We start from the raw sequence: 13,777 nt of genomic DNA on the forward strand, positions 1-13,777 counted from the left end.
TGCGGGGGAGGCGCCCGGACACGACCGGGGGCCGCGGCACGCGCGCCGCGGCCCCCGGGGAACTCCTCGCTAGACCTCCTTGATCGCGCTCAACAGGCTCCGCCAGGCGGACCGGGTCAGCACCAGCGCCGGGCCGGCGGGGTCCTTGGAGTCACGGACCGCGCGAAGGTCGCCGGTCAGCGGCGCCACCTCGACGCACTGATCGCCGCTCCCGCTGTGGGACGACTTGCGCCAGACGGCACCGGTGAGTTCGCGCTGCGGGTTGGTCACGGGCTGCTCCTTGCTGCCTCGGCTATGAGGTGCGCGGAATCCTCGGGGGACAGGGCCGCCTCTTCAATGCGTACGAAGCGATCCCTATGTTTTGCTATTGCCTCAGCGCTCTCAAGGTAAACGTCGCCCATGGTGCCCTCTACGTAGGCAATATCTGGGTCAGCGGGGTCTGGATACGACAATATGGTGAATCGTCCGTCTAGGCCCGCATGCTCCTTAGCTGTAAATGGAAGTACCTGAATCGTGACGGATGGGCGGGTCGCCACGGCGTTGGCGAGCGCCTCCAACTGCTCGCGCATCACCGCCGGGCCGCCGATCGGACGATGCAGGACGGCCTCGTCGAACACCACGTGCAGGCGCGGCGCGTCCTGCCGGTCGAGCAGGGCCTGGCGGATCTTGCGGGCGGCGATCCGGCGCTCGATGTCCTCCTGGGCGGGCAGCAGCCGGCCCGCGGTGATCACGGCGCGCGAGTACGGCTCGGTCTGCAGCAGCCCGTGCACGAGCTGCGGGTCCCACGTGCGGATGTGGGACGCCTCGTCCTCCAGCGCGACGTAGCTGCCGGCGAACACGTCCTGGTAGGCCGTCCACCAGCCGCGCTGCCCGGCCTGCCGGGCGAGCGTGATGAGCGCGTCGCGGTCCGGGCTCGGCACGCCGTAGAGATCGAGGATGTCGGCGATGTCGCCGGGTTTAGGACGGGTCTGGCTGGTTTCGAGGCGAGAGACGGTGGCTCGCGACCAGTCGAGCCGGTCGGCCACCTCCTGGAGGGTCAGGCCCTGCTCTTCCCGCAGCTTGCGGAGCTCCCTTGCCAGACGGCGGCCACGAACGGTCGGGCGGTAGGTCATGGGAGTGGAGTCTTACCACTCTCGGGGCCCGTCACAACGCGATTGACGAACCCGGCAGGAAGGGCAGAGCAATTCCGCGAATGCAGTTGCGAAGGTGAGAATCTCACGAGACCCTTGGCCCTGTAACGGCACGGGGACCGAATGTGACCGGTCTGGCGGTGGGACGCCCGGCCGGCCGGAGCGCGGGAGGAACCCGTGAACAGCACGTCAACCCAACCGACGGCAGCCGAACCGGCGGCGCGGACGGCGGCCGACCCGAACCCGGCCGACGCGGCGGCGGCCGGGACCGAGGCCGGGCGGTTCGCCCGGGGCGTCAGGCACGGCTGGGTCTGGGCCCTGCCGGGCGGGCCGGGCTGCGCCGGGCACGCCCGCCGCGTCCTGCGCGACGCGCTCGCCGCGCTCGGCGTGCCGCCCGGCGCGATCTCCGACGCCCAGCTCATGGTCAGCGAGCTCGCGACGAACGCGCACCAGCACGCGGGCGACCACGGCCCGCACGAGCTGTGGCTCTACCTCGGCGGCGCCGAGCCCCCGGAACCGCCCGAGCCGCCGGAGGCGGTCGGGGCCGCGGCCGGGGAGGTGCGCTGCGCGATCTTCGACGCGTTCGCGGAGGCCGCCCTGCCCGGCTACTCCTGGACGTCCGGCGACTGCGGGCGCGGGCTGAGCATCGTCCGCGAGCTGTCCGGCGGGCGGTGGGGGACGCGGCGCACCCGGTCGCGGCTCGGCCCGTCCGTCCGCGGCAAGGCCGTCTGGTTCGCCGTGCCGGGCGCGGCCGCCGCCGCGGCGCTCCGCTAGTCCTCACGCGCGGCTAGTCCTGTTGCGGGCGGTCGCGTTCGAGGGCGGGGGCGATGTCGTTCACCAGGGCGAGCAGCGACCGCGCGAGAAGGGTGTGGACCTGGCCGCGGTCGAGCGTCCTCTCCTGCAGCCACTGCCGGGTGGCCGCGTCCGCCAGCCCGGAGTAGACGCGCAGGACGGCGCGCAGCGTGTCGGTCGGCTCCGGCACCCGCAGGACGGCGAGCATGTGCTCCACCGTCTCGTCGCGGAACCGGTTCACGATCCGCAGCAGCTCGGGGTCCTGCCCGAAGCCCTCGGCGTCGAGCGCCGCGAACCAGGTCGTCGCGTCGCGCTCCGCCGTGTCGAGGAACAGGTCCACGCACAGCTCGACGGCCTCGGCCGGGGTGAGCCGGTCGTCCGGCGGCGGCGCCCGCAGCGCGGCCTCCGCCGTGAGCCCCTGGACGACCCGGAGGAACAGTTCGCGCTTCGTCCCGAAGTAGTAGTGGATCAGGCCGCGCTGGACGCCCGTCTCGCGGGCGATCGCGGCGGTCGACACCTCGGCGTAGGGGAGTTCGGTGAACATCCGCCGCGCGACGGCGAGGATCTGGGCGCGCCGTTCGTCCGGGGACAGGCGCTGGTAGCTCACCGCGACAGCCTATGCTGTGCGGTGGTCGAGGCAGGCGGAGGAGAGCGCGGGTGAACGCCTTCGATGGACAGGTCCGGCTGGAGGGCGAGGGGGTCGTGCTTCGCCCGTTCGGACTCGACGACGCGCCCGCGCTGATCGAGGTGATCCGCGCCGGCGAGGACTTCCTCCCCCCGAACTTCCCGGGCGTGCTGGAGGCCGAGCCCATCGCGTGGTTCCTGCGGGAGGGCGTCCACAAGCTCCAGCGGTTCGGCCTCGGCATCCACCTCGCGGCGATCCACCGCGACACCGGCGACCTGCTCGGCACGATCGGCCTGTTCCGCGTGAACTGGGAGCACCTGAGCTGCGAGGTCGGCTACGGCATGCGGCCCGGGGCGCGCGGCCGCGGCCACGCCACCGAGTCGCTCTCGCTCATCACCGCCTGGGCGCTGCGCCACTGCGGGCTGCACCGCGTCGAGCTGCGCGCGATGGTCACCAACGGGGCGTCGCTCCGCGTCGCCGAGAAGGCCGGGTACGTGCGCGAGGGCGTCGCGCGGGGCGCCGAGCGCGACGCCGACGGGATCAGCCGCGACATGGTCGTCTTCAGCCGCATCTCGACCGACCCGGCGCACGGGGGGCCCCGATGAGCACGCGCGTGGTGCACGGCGCGAGCGCGGGCGAGGCCGCCCGCGCGATGATGCCGACGCTGCCGGGGTCGTGCTTCGCCGAGGCCGGGCCGGACCGGCTCGGCGCGGCGGTCGACCAGGCGGTCGCGGACGGGATCGCGCGGTTCGTCCTGGTCGCGGGCCTGGCCGAGCAGGCCGCCTTCCTCGGCGGCGCCGGCGTGCTGGACTCGATCACCCTCGACATGGACGGCGGCGCCGCGCTCGCCGCCGAGGTCGCGGACGCCCCGACGCCCCGGCACGCCTACGAGCTGTGGGAGTCCGCCGGACGGCTCGGCCCCTGCGGCCGGGAGCTGTGCCGCCGCACCGCCGGGGAGCTGGAGCGGCTCGCCGCCGCTGCCGCCGGGACGTCCGCCAGCCCCGTCGCCGCGCAGGTGGTGCTCGTGGACGCCGACGGCGAGCGCATGGTCGGCATGTACGGGCGCCTGAGCCGCGGTCCGGCCCGGTAGGCGGCGGGGCAGGCGATGCTGACGGTCGTCGGCCGCGACGGTTCGCCCCTCGCCGAGGCGGCGCGGACGGCGCTGGAGAGCGCCGCCCTGGTCATCGGCGCGGCCCGGCTGCTGGACGCGCTGCCCCTGCCCCCGGACGCGAAGACGATCGCCACCGACGACGCGGTCGGCGCCCTGCGCGGCGTGGACGTCACCGACCAGGACGTGGTCCTCGTCGTCGACGGCGACCCGGGCCATTTCGGCGTCCTGCGGCCGCTGCTCGAAGACGGGCAGGGCCCGGAGACGTTCCCCGCCGCGCCTCTGGTCGCGCGGGCGTTCGCCCAGGCGGGACTGCCCTGGGACGACGCGCTCGTCGTCTCCGCCAGGGACGGGCACCTCAGGCAGGCCGTGAACGCGTGCCGGGCCCATCCCAAGGTGGCCGTGCTGACCGGGCCTGGGGCGGGGCCTGCGGAACTGGCGCGCGCGCTGTTCCCCGTCACGCCGCGTTCGTTCGTCGTCTGCGAAGACCTCGACGGGCCTGGGGAGCGGGTCGTCTACGTTCGTCCGGCCGAGGCGACCACCCGTCCTTGGAATGAGCCGGACGTGGTGCTCGTCCTGGACAACCGGCGCGCGCTGGGGGAGCCGTGCTGGATCGCGGGGGCCGCCCCCGGCCCCGCCGGGTGGGCGCTGCCCGCCGACGCGTTCGGCGACGGCGCGGGGCCGCGTCCGGAGGTGCGGGCGTTCGTCCTCGCCAAGCTGGGCCCGCGGGTCGGGGACATGGTGTGGGACGTGGAGTCCGGCGACGGCTCGGTGGGCGTCGAGTGCGCGCGGTTCGGCGCGGCCGTGGTCGCCGTCGACCGCGACTACGCGACGTGCGAGCGGATCCGGGAGAACGTCCGGGTGCACGGGGTGAAGGTCGCGATGGCGTCGGGGGACGTGCGCTCGACGGCCGACCACCTGCCGAGACCCGACGCGGTGTTCCTCGGGCCCGGGGTCGCCGGCGCGGCGGCGGCGCGGGTGTGCGCGGCGCTCGGCCCGTCCCGGCTCGTCGCCGTCGCGCCCGGGGACGGCGAGGCCGGGGAGGTGCTGGACGTCCTGGCCGAGGGCGGGTTCACCGCGGCGGCCGTCCGGCTCCAGGCGACCCCGCTGGACGGGCCGCCGGAGGAACCGGTGCTCGTCGTGTGGGGCGAGCGGGGCGTCCCGCAGGCGGGGCGCCGCCCGTCCCGGACCGGACGTCCCATCGACACCACCCCCGCCCTCCCCGCCGAACCGGACGAGCCCGCCGAACCGGACGAGCCCGCCGAAGCGGACGAGCAAGATGAGCCGGGCGAGTCGAACTAGCCCGGCATAGTGCGATAGCGCGCCGCGTCCCGTGACACCCTGGTGGTCCGTGGTGGTCCGGAACCCGAAGCAGGAGGCGCAGTTGACCGTCCGTCAGCCCCATCCGATCGAGGTCCGGTCGTACGAGATCCTGCGGTCCCGCGTCGACCTGTCCCCGATGCCGCCGCTGTGGCGGGCCGTCGCCGAGCGGGTGATCCACGCCACCGCCGACCTGGAGTACGCGGTCGACCTCGTGACGAGCGAGGAGCACCTGCGCCGGGGCTGGACGGCGCTGCGCGACGGCGCGCCCGTCGTCACCGACGAGGGGATGGTCGCCGCCGGGATCAGCGCCCGCGAGGCGGTCTGCCACGCCGCCGACCCGGCCGCCGCCCGGATGGCGCGCGCCGCCGGGATCACCCGGTCGGCCGCCGCCGTCCGGCTCGCCTACGCCGAGGTGGGGCCGGGCGCGGTCTGGGCGGTCGGGTCCGCGCCGGAGGCGATCGCGGAGATCATCGCGCGCGGGGTGGACCCTGCGCTGGTGGTCGGCGTGCCGGTCGGCTTCGCGGGCGCGCGCGAGGCCAAGGAGGCGCTGCGGGCGAGCGGGCTCCCGCAGCTCAGCAACGCCTCGGAGAAGGGCGGCTCGATCGTCGCCGCGGCCGCCGTCAACGCCCTGCTGTACCACGAAGAGCCGTACCACGAGGAGCCGCACCGCGAGGAGGGCCGTCCATGACCCGCCCCCTGGACGTCGACCTGCGCCACCACGGCGACGCCGAGGTCGGCGACGGGCTCGCCGACTTCGCCGTGAACGTCCGGACGGGCACGCCGCCCGCCTGGCTGGCCGAGCGGATCCGGGCGTCCGTCGCCGACCTCGCCGCCTACCCCGACCCGCGCGCGGCCCGCCGGGCGGTCGCGCGGCGGCACGGCCGCGCCCCCGGCGAGGTGCTGCTCACGGCGGGCGCGGCGGAGGCGTTCGTGCTGCTCGCGCGGGTGCTCGCGCCGCGCAGGGCGGCCGTCGTGCACCCCCAGTTCACCGAGCCCGAGGCGGCGCTGCGGGCCGCCGGGCACGCGGTGCGGCGGGTCGTCCTCGGCAAGGACTTCACCCTCGACCCGGCGGACGTCCCCGCGGACGCCGACCTCGTCGTGATCGGCAACCCCACCAACCCGACGTCCGTGCTGCACCCGGCCGACGCGGTCGCCTCGCTCGCCCGCCCCGGCCGGACGGTCGTGGTCGACGAGGCGTTCATGGACTGCGTCCCCGGCGAGCCGGAGTCCCTCGCGGGCAGGCTCCCCGCCGGGATCGCCGTGATCCGCTCCCTCACGAAGACGTGGGGCCTCGCCGGGCTGCGCGCCGGATACGTCCTGGCCGACCCCGCCCTGGTCGCGCGCCTCGCCGACGCGCAGCCGCTGTGGGCGGTGTCCACGCCCGCGCTCGTCGCGATCGAGGCGTGCTCCGCGCCGGAGGCCGTCGCCGAGGCCGAGGCGTGGGCCGCCGAGCTCGCCGCCGAGCGCGACCGGCTCGCCGTCGAGCTCGCCGCGCGCGGCCTGTACGTCGTGCCCGAGGCGCGGGCGTCCTTCCTGTGCCTGCGGGTGCCCGACGCCCTCGGCATCAGGGCGCTGCTCCGGCAGCGCGGCTACGCCGTGCGGCGCGGCGACACGTTCCCGGGGCTCGGCCCCGACTGGCTCCGCATCACCGTGCGCGACAGGGCGTCCAACGACGTCCTGCTGGAGACGCTCGGCGAACTCGGCATCTGACTCGTCCGATCCGCCGTCTGGCCCAGGGAGAGAGTGTGAACCTGATCGAGGAGACCATCGCGGCCGTCGTCCCGCCGGACGAGGCCGCGATGCGGGACGCCCGCGACCACCAGGCCCGGCTCACCAAGCCGCCGGGCTCGCTCGGCGTTCTTGAGGAGGTGTCGGTCAGGCTCGCCGGGCTGGCCGGACACTGCCCGCCGCCGCTGCCCGAGCCCGCCGCCGTCGCCGTGTTCGCCGCCGACCACGGCGTCCACGCCCAGGGCGTCACGCCGTGGCCGCGCGAGGTCACCGCGCAGATGGTGGCCAACTTCCTCGCGGGCGGCGCCGTCGTCAACGCCTTCGCCGCGCAGGTCGGCGCGGACGTCACCGTCGTCGACATCGGCGTCGCCGCCGAGCTGCCCCCCGCGCCCGGCCTGCTCGCCCGCAAGGTCGCGCCCGGCACCGCCGACATGACCGGCGGTCCCGCCATGACCCCGGACGAGGCCCGCCGCGCCGTCGGGACCGGCATCGAAATCTCCCGTGAACTCGTGGCGAACGGCGCGCGATGCCTGATCACCGGGGACATGGGGATCGCCAACACCACCGCGTCCGCCGCGCTGATCGCCGCCTTCACCGGCCTGCCGCCCGAGCGGGTCACCGGGCGGGGGACCGGCATCGACGACGCCACCCACGCCCGCAAGGTCGAGGTCGTGCGCGCCGCCCTCGCCCGGCACGGCCTGCCCGCCGGGGACGCGGGCCCGCTGGACGTCCTCGCCGCCGTCGGCGGGCTGGAGCACGCCGGGATCGCCGGGTTCGTCCTCGGCGCGGCGGCGCAGCGCGTCCCGGTGATCCTGGACGGCGTGATCGCCGGCGCCGCCGCCCTCGCCGCCGCCGCGCTGGCCCCGGACGCGGTGGCCGCGTGCGTCGCCGGGCACCGCTCGGCCGAGCCCGGCCACGCCGCCGCGCTCGCCGCGCTCGGCCTGCGCCCGCTGGTCGACCTGGAGCTCCGGCTGGGCGAGGGGACCGGGGCCCTGCTGGCGTTGCCGCTGGTCCAGGGCTCGGTGCGGGTGCTCCACGAGGTCGCCACGTTCGACTCGGCGGGCGTCAGCGAGAAGGAAGCCTGACTCCGTAACTAATCGATCACCGAATGAGTCACGCTCGGCTATCGACTGGACGGAGGCCCTCTCCATGCACTCCTGAACGCGAGTACCTTTGTTCCACAAAGACACTTGTCCGTCACCGGCGTCCGCAGGCCGCCCCGCACCTCCGATCGAGAGAACAGCACGTGCCCCCGTACCTGCTAGGACTGCGACTCCGCGGTCGACGCGTCCTCGTCGTCGGCGGGGGCCGGGTCGCCCAGCGCCGCGTGCCCGCGCTGCTGGACGCGGGCGCCGCCGTCGTGCTGGTCTCGCCCGAGGTCACCGCGTCGCTGCAGGGCCTCGCCGAGCGCGACAAGATCGTCTGGCATGAGCGGCCGTACCGGCCGGGCGACTGCGCGGGGGCCTGGCTCGTCCAGGCCGTCACCGACGACGCCAAGGTCAACGGCGACGTGGTCGCCGAGGCGGAGGCCGCCCGGATCTGGTCCGTCCGGGCCGACGACGCCGAGTCCTCGCCCGCCTGGACGCCCGCGTCCGGGCACGCGGGCGACGCCACCGTCGGCGTGCTGCTCGGCGGCGACCCCCGGCGCGCCGCGGGCATCCGCGACGCCGTGGTCGAGGGGCTGCGCGAGGGCGGCCTCGAATCCCGGCACTCGCGGCGCAAGCCCGCCGGGGTCGCGCTCGTCGGCGGCGGGCCCGGCGACCCGGGGCTGATCACCGTCCGCGGCCGGCAGCTCCTCGCGATGGCCGACGTCGTGGTCGCCGACCGGCTCGCCCCCGGCGGCCTGCTGGACGAGCTGCCCCCCGACGTCGAGGTCCTCGACGCCGCCAAGATCCCCTACAGCCGGACCGTCGCGCAGGACCGCATCAACGAGTACCTGGTCGAGCACGCCCGGCAGGGGCGCTTCGTCGTCCGGCTGAAGGGCGGCGACCCGTTCGTGTTCGGCCGGGGCGGCGAGGAGGCCCTGTACTGCGCGCGGCACGGCGTCCCGGTCACGGTCGTCCCGGGCATCACCAGCGCGGTCGCCGTGCCGTCCGCGGCGGGCATCCCGGTGACCCACCGCGGCGTCGCGCAGGAGTTCCACGTGATCTCCGCGCACGTCCCGCCGGGGCACCCCGACTCGACCGTCGACTGGGCGGCGCTCGGCCGCAGCGGCGGCACGATCGTCCTGCTCATGGCGGTCGAGCGGATGACGCTGATCGCGGCGGCCCTCATGCGCTATGGTCGGTCGTCCGACACGCCGGTCGCCGTCGTCCAGGACGGCACCCTCCCCGGCCAGCGGACGCTGACGGCGACGCTGGGCACGGTGGCCGGTGCGATGGCCGCCGGTGAAGTCCGGCCCCCGGCGATCGTGGTCGTGGGCGACGTCGTCAACGTGGCACGAGAGATCGACATGATTCGAGCGGACATGGGACGGGATCCGTGACACCCCCCGCAGAGCAGAGCGCGGTCCACGACGAGGAGGCCGGCGCCGGTCCGGCCCGCGGAGCGGGCGACTCCGCCGCGCCCGGCGAGGGCGCCGCGCCCGGCGCGGACGCGTCCGGCAAGGGCGCGCGGCGGCGGCGGACGGGCACGCGGTCCAAGAAGGAGCCCGGCTACACGGACGACAAGGACCGCGAGCCCGAGGCCGACCCCGCGGCGGCCGAGGCCGGGGACGACGCCCGGCCCGAGAAGCCGAAGCGCGCGCGCCGGCGCGCCGTCCGCCCTGCGCGCGGCACCGTCCACCAGGGCGAGCTGACCCGGGCGCTGAACGTCCTGCGCGAGCAGCTCGGCGCGTTCGACTTCCTGCTGGACGTGCCCGGCGTCGAGGAGGCCCGCGAGGCCCGCGACGAGCTGCGCGACCAGCTCCAGGACTACGTCCTGCCGCGCATCCAGGCCGCGGGCGCGCCGATGCTCGTGGTGCTCGGCGGGTCCACCGGCGCGGGCAAGTCCACGCTGGTCAACACGCTCGTCGGGTCGCGGGTGAGCGCCACCGGCGTGCTCCGCCCGACCACCAGCAGCCCCATCCTCGTCTGCCATCCCGACCACGCGCGCTGGTTCCTGGAGGGCCCGATGCTGCCCGGCATGGGACGCGTCCGCGGCCCCGCCCCCGACGCGATCGCGGGCGACCAGCTCGTCGTGATCACCAGCGACGTCCTGCCGCCCGGCCTCGCCCTCCTCGACAGCCCCGACTTCGACTCCGTCTTCGAGGACCACTACGAGTTCGCGACCAAGCTGATGGCCGCGGCCGACCTGTGGCTGTGCGTCACGACCGCCGCCCGGTACGCCGACGCGCAGGTGTGGCAGATGCTGCAACGCGCCAAGGAGAACGGCGCCACGATCGGGGTCGTGCTGTCCCGCGTCCCGCAGGGCGCCGGGCCGCAGGGCGCCGAGATCGTCGAGCACTTCGGCGCCATGCTGGACGAGAACGAGGTCGGCGACGCGCGCCGGTTCACCGTCCCGGAGACCCGCGTCGAGGACAGCCGCCTCCCCGAGGAGACCGTCGCCGACATCCGCGCCTGGCTGACCGGCGTCGCCGAGGACGCCGAGGACCGCGAGATCGTCATCGAGGACACCCTCGCCGCCGTGCTGGACAGCTTCCGCACCCGCGTCCCCGAGCTGGCCCGGCAGGTCGAGGCGCAGGTCGCGCAGCGCACCGAGCTGGCGCGGGAGGTCGACGCCGGGTACGGCACCGCGCTCGCCGAACTGGACGAGGCCACCCGCAACGGCTCGCTGCTGCGCGGCGAGGTCCTCGCCCGCTGGCAGGACTTCGCGGGCACCGGCGACCTGCTGCGCTCGCTGCACGCCCAGCGGCCCCGGCGCGGCCGGTCCGCGAGCCGGCGGCGGCGCAGCAGCCCGGCCCGCGTCCGCGCGCTCAAGGCGGCGCTGCGCAGCGGGCTCGAATCGCTGATCATGGCGTCCGCCGAGCACGGCGCCGAGCAGGTCATCGCCCGCTGGCGGGACCACCCGGCCGGACGGCAGGTCCTCGCCGGGACCGGCGCCGAGCTCGTGCACGTCTCCCCGGAGCTGTCGCGCCGCGTCACCCGGGCCGTCAGCGCCTGGCAGGACCACGTCCAGGAGCTGATCCGCACCGAGGGCGTCACCAAGCGCTCGGTCGCGAAGCTGGTCTCGTTCGACACCGAGGCGGTCTCGCTCGTCCTGATGATCGGGCTGCTCGGGTACGGCACGTCCGAGGTGGCCGTGGAGGGCGGCAACAGCGCCGTCCCGCAGCGGCTGCTGAAGGCGCTGTTCGGCGCCGAGTCGCTGCGCGGCATGGGCGCCAAGGCCCGCGCCGACCTGCGCAGCCGCATCGGGATGCTGTTCGACGAGGAGGCCATCAGGTTCGGGCAGGTGCTCGATTCCGCCGGCATCCCGGACGAGACCGTCCCCGTCCAGCTCTACCAGGCCACCTACAACCTTGAGGTTGCCCGATGACCACCTCGGCCATCCCCGCGAACCCGCCCGCGGAAACCGGTGGGATCCCGCTCCCGGGCCCCGGCGACGGCACCGCTCCCGGGGGGCCGCCCGGGCTGACCGAGCGGCTCAACGGTCTCGACCGGCTCGTCCAGGCGGGCGTCGGACGGCTCGACCAGCCCGTCCTGGAGGACGCCGCCGCGCTCCTCGACCGGGCCGGGCAGCGCCTGCGGCTGTCCGGCGACCACACCGTCGTGACCCTCGCGGGCGGCACCGGCAGCGGCAAGTCGTCCCTGTTCAACGCGATCTGCGGGCTCGAACTGTCGCCCACCGGGATGCGGCGGCCGATGACGTCCCAGGCGCACGCCTGCGTCTGGGGGCTGGACGGCGCGGGCCCCCTGCTCGACTGGCTGGACGTCGACAAGCGGCACCGCTACGCCCGCGCCAGCGCCCTCGACCTGGAACGCGCCGACGCCTCGCTGCAGGGGCTCGTCCTCATCGACCTGCCCGACCACGACTCGATCCAGGCGATGCACCGCGCCGAGGTCGACCGGTTCGTCACGATCGCCGACCTGCTGGTCTGGGTCGTCGACCCGCAGAAGTACGCGGACGCGGCGCTGCACCGCAACTACATCGTCCCGTTCGCGCGGCACACGGGCGTCACCCTCATCGTGCTGAACCAGGTCGACCGGCTCGCCCCGCACGAGATCGACGACTGCGTCGCCGACCTGCGCCGCCTGCTGGAGGCCGAGGGCCTCGCCGACCCGCGGATCGTGACCACCTCCGCCGTCGCCGAGGACGGCGTCTACGGCTTCCGCGACATCCTCGTCGACACCGTCGCCGCGCGCCGCGCCCGCACCGAGCGGCTGTCGGCGGACGTCGACCGGGTCGCCGAGCGGTTCGCCGGGTACCGGCTCGACGGCGAGCCCCCGACGACCGTGGACGACGGGCGGCGCGGCGACCTCGTCCAGGCGCTGACCGACGCGGCGGGCGCGCCCGCCGTCGCCGAGGCCATGGAGAGCGCCTACGAGCTGCGCGCCGCCGACTTCGTCGGCTGGCCGGTCGCCGCGATCGTCGCGCGGCTGCGCTCGGACCCGCTGCGCCGGATGCGGCTCACCGAGCTGCGCGAGGAGCTGCGCGGCGCCTTCACCGGGCCGATCGGCGCGCAGCAGGGCGACGTCGACAACGCGCTCCAGGGCGTCACCGAGGGCATCACGCCCGAGCTGCCCGCCCACTGGGGGCGGTCCGTCCGCGCCGCCGCCCGCGCGCACGCGACCGAGATCCCCGAGGCGCTCGGCGAGTCCCTGAAGGACGCCCTGCCCACGTTCAACCAGGTGCCGCGCTGGTGGTGGCTGGTCAAGACCTGGCAGTACTTCCTCGTCCTGGTCGCCGTGCTCAGCGTCGTCTGGATCGGCCTCCTCCTCGCCTACGGCGTGTTCGACGTCGGCGGCGACGACCCGGGCGGCCTCGTCGGGGAGCCGGGCCTGATCCCCTACGTCGCCGTGCTCGTGGTGTGCACGCTCGGGATGGGGTGGCTCACCGCGTCCGCGTGCCGGAACCTCGTGGCGCTGTCGTCCGCCAAGCACGGCGAGAAGATGGAGCACCACATGCGGGTCGGCATCGAGCGGGTCGCGCGCGAGAAGGTGATCGTCCCCATCGAGGAGGACCTCCAGGTGTACGCCCGCTTCCGCCGCGACGTGGACGTCGCGCTCGGCCGCACCTGAGTTATCCACAATCGCGGCTTCGCTTCCGGGGGCCGGTCGCGCTGCGTCACCGTTGACTCGTCAGCACAGAGACCGCACGAGTCTTCACGGAGGACGCTCATGAACGAGGCGCACGTCACCATCACCGGCTGGGTCGCGGCCGAACCCCGCTACGCCGTCACCGCCAACGGGACGCCGTTCCTGTCGCTGCGGGTCGGCTGCACGCCGCGCCGCTTCGACCGCCAGACCGGCCAGTGGCAGGACGACGATGCCCTGTTCCTGACCGTCAACTGCTGGCGGGGCCTCGCCGACAACGTCAACGCGTCCGACTTCCAGCGCGGCACGCCCGTCCTGGTCACCGGCCGCCTGCGGATCCGCCAGTACGAGCGCGACGACCAGTGGCGCTTCTCCGCCGAGGTCGAGGCCCTCACCCTCGGCCCCGACCTGACCCGCGGCACCGCCGACTTCCGCGCCGCCCAGCGCAACGGCCCCCTGACCGAGGAGGACCGCCGCCTCGCCCGCGAAACCGCCGACGAATGGGCCCTGACCCCGACCGAAGAACCCCAACCCAAGGCCGCCTGACCCACCCCGGGCAGGTGCCGACGACGCAGTCCGGACGTCCCGGTCGAGCATGCGCCTGACCCACCCCGGGCAGGCGCCGACGACTGAGTCCGGACGTCCCGGCCGAGCATGGACCGGCCCACCCCGGGCAGGTGCCGACGACGAAGTCCGGACGTCTCGGTCGAGCATGCGGCTGACCCACCCCGGGCAGGTGCCGACGACGAAGTCCGGACGTCTCGGTCGAGCATGCGGCTGACCCACCCCGGGCAGGTGCCGACGACGAAGTCCGGACGTCTCGGTCGAGCATGCGGCTGACCCACCCCGGGCAGGCGCCGACGACGAAGTCCGGACGTCT

At 75.2% G+C, this 13,777-nt stretch carries 14 protein-coding genes; 11 read left to right on the plus strand and 3 right to left on the minus strand.

Annotated features, from left to right (window positions below; translation table 11 throughout):
• Nucleotides 1–69: 69 nt before the first annotated feature.
• Complete coding sequence (locus ACH01S_RS26330) at nucleotides 70–270, minus strand: DUF397 domain-containing protein (RefSeq protein WP_067896956.1); 201 nt, start codon at nucleotides 268–270, stop codon at nucleotides 70–72.
• Nucleotides 267–1,112, minus strand: coding sequence for a helix-turn-helix domain-containing protein (locus ACH01S_RS26335; protein ID WP_067896958.1), 846 nt, complete (start codon nucleotides 1,110–1,112; stop codon nucleotides 267–269). The genes ACH01S_RS26330 and ACH01S_RS26335 overlap by 4 nt, the downstream gene beginning before the upstream one ends.
• Before the next feature lie 195 nt (nucleotides 1,113–1,307).
• On the opposite strand from ACH01S_RS26335, the gene ACH01S_RS26340 reads away from it, so the two are divergent.
• Nucleotides 1,308–1,904, plus strand: coding sequence for an ATP-binding protein (locus tag ACH01S_RS26340; RefSeq protein ID WP_067896960.1), 597 nt, complete (start codon nucleotides 1,308–1,310; stop codon nucleotides 1,902–1,904).
• Nucleotides 1,905–1,917: 13 nt separating this feature from the next.
• Here the strand turns inward: ACH01S_RS26340 and ACH01S_RS26345 are convergent, their stop codons facing one another.
• Nucleotides 1,918–2,529, minus strand: a complete 612-nt coding sequence (locus ACH01S_RS26345; protein WP_067896962.1) for a TetR/AcrR family transcriptional regulator — start codon at nucleotides 2,527–2,529, stop codon at nucleotides 1,918–1,920.
• Between the two features lie 50 nt (nucleotides 2,530–2,579).
• Between ACH01S_RS26345 and ACH01S_RS26350 the strand changes: the two genes are divergently transcribed.
• From ACH01S_RS26350 to ACH01S_RS26395, 10 genes are all read left to right on the plus strand, one after another.
• Nucleotides 2,580–3,152 carry a GNAT family N-acetyltransferase gene (locus tag ACH01S_RS26350; RefSeq protein WP_246237181.1) on the plus strand — a complete coding sequence of 191 codons (573 nt, stop codon included), beginning with the start codon at nucleotides 2,580–2,582 and terminating at the stop codon, nucleotides 3,150–3,152.
• The gene (locus ACH01S_RS26355) at nucleotides 3,149–3,637 is read left to right on the plus strand and encodes a hypothetical protein (protein WP_067896967.1); all 489 of its coding nucleotides are present in this window, start codon (nucleotides 3,149–3,151) and stop codon (nucleotides 3,635–3,637) included. Before ACH01S_RS26350 ends, ACH01S_RS26355 begins: the two co-directional genes overlap by 4 nt.
• Before the next feature lie 15 nt (nucleotides 3,638–3,652).
• Nucleotides 3,653–4,957, plus strand: coding sequence for a bifunctional cobalt-precorrin-7 (C(5))-methyltransferase CbiE/decarboxylating cobalt-precorrin-6B (C(15))-methyltransferase CbiT (locus ACH01S_RS26360; protein ID WP_067896974.1), 1,305 nt, complete (start codon nucleotides 3,653–3,655; stop codon nucleotides 4,955–4,957).
• An 82-nt stretch (nucleotides 4,958–5,039) separates the two neighbouring features.
• Nucleotides 5,040–5,666 (plus strand): precorrin-8X methylmutase, encoded by a 627-nt coding sequence (locus tag ACH01S_RS26365; protein ID WP_067896991.1) that lies wholly within the window; start codon nucleotides 5,040–5,042, stop codon nucleotides 5,664–5,666.
• The gene (gene cobC, locus ACH01S_RS26370) at nucleotides 5,663–6,688 is read left to right on the plus strand and encodes an Rv2231c family histidinol phosphate aminotransferase CobC (protein WP_067896977.1); all 1,026 of its coding nucleotides are present in this window, start codon (nucleotides 5,663–5,665) and stop codon (nucleotides 6,686–6,688) included. The genes ACH01S_RS26365 and cobC overlap by 4 nt, the downstream gene beginning before the upstream one ends.
• A 35-nt stretch (nucleotides 6,689–6,723) precedes the next feature.
• Nucleotides 6,724–7,791, plus strand: a complete 1,068-nt coding sequence (gene cobT, locus ACH01S_RS26375) for a nicotinate-nucleotide--dimethylbenzimidazole phosphoribosyltransferase (RefSeq protein WP_067896980.1) — start codon at nucleotides 6,724–6,726, stop codon at nucleotides 7,789–7,791.
• Nucleotides 7,792–7,952: 161 nt separating this feature from the next.
• The gene (gene cobA, locus ACH01S_RS26380; RefSeq protein ID WP_067896983.1) at nucleotides 7,953–9,191 is read left to right on the plus strand and encodes a uroporphyrinogen-III C-methyltransferase; all 1,239 of its coding nucleotides are present in this window, start codon (nucleotides 7,953–7,955) and stop codon (nucleotides 9,189–9,191) included.
• The gene (locus ACH01S_RS26385; RefSeq protein WP_246237182.1) at nucleotides 9,188–11,179 is read left to right on the plus strand and encodes a GTPase family protein; all 1,992 of its coding nucleotides are present in this window, start codon (nucleotides 9,188–9,190) and stop codon (nucleotides 11,177–11,179) included. Before cobA ends, ACH01S_RS26385 begins: the two co-directional genes overlap by 4 nt.
• Entirely contained in the window at nucleotides 11,176–12,882 is a 1,707-nt protein-coding gene (locus tag ACH01S_RS26390; protein WP_083981163.1) for a GTPase family protein, read from the plus strand. The genes ACH01S_RS26385 and ACH01S_RS26390 overlap by 4 nt, the downstream gene beginning before the upstream one ends.
• Before the next feature lie 99 nt (nucleotides 12,883–12,981).
• Nucleotides 12,982–13,443: a single-stranded DNA-binding protein gene (locus ACH01S_RS26395; RefSeq protein WP_083981164.1), complete on the plus strand. Its 462-nt coding sequence runs from the start codon at nucleotides 12,982–12,984 to the stop codon at nucleotides 13,441–13,443.
• Nucleotides 13,444–13,777: the final 334 nt, after the last annotated feature.

It is taken from the genome of Actinomadura chibensis NBRC 106107 (assembly GCF_001552135.1).
Taxonomy (GTDB): Bacteria; Actinomycetota; Actinomycetes; order Streptosporangiales; family Streptosporangiaceae; genus Spirillospora; species Spirillospora chibensis.

What these genes read in the sequence shown, in the direction of transcription:
- ACH01S_RS26355 (WP_067896967.1), top strand. Translation starts at nt 3,149, where the DNA reads ATGAGCACGCGCGTGGTGCACGGCGCGAGCGCGGGCGAGGCCGCCCGC.
- cobC (WP_067896977.1), top strand. Translation starts at nt 5,663, where the DNA reads ATGACCCGCCCCCTGGACGTCGACCTGCGCCACCACGGCGACGCCGAG.
- ACH01S_RS26390 (WP_083981163.1), top strand. Translation starts at nt 11,176, where the DNA reads ATGACCACCTCGGCCATCCCCGCGAACCCGCCCGCGGAAACCGGTGGG.
- ACH01S_RS26335 (WP_067896958.1), bottom strand. Translation starts at nt 1,112, where the DNA reads ATGACCTACCGCCCGACCGTTCGTGGCCGCCGTCTGGCAAGGGAGCTC.
- ACH01S_RS26395 (WP_083981164.1), top strand. Translation starts at nt 12,982, where the DNA reads ATGAACGAGGCGCACGTCACCATCACCGGCTGGGTCGCGGCCGAACCC.
- ACH01S_RS26360 (WP_067896974.1), top strand. Translation starts at nt 3,653, where the DNA reads ATGCTGACGGTCGTCGGCCGCGACGGTTCGCCCCTCGCCGAGGCGGCG.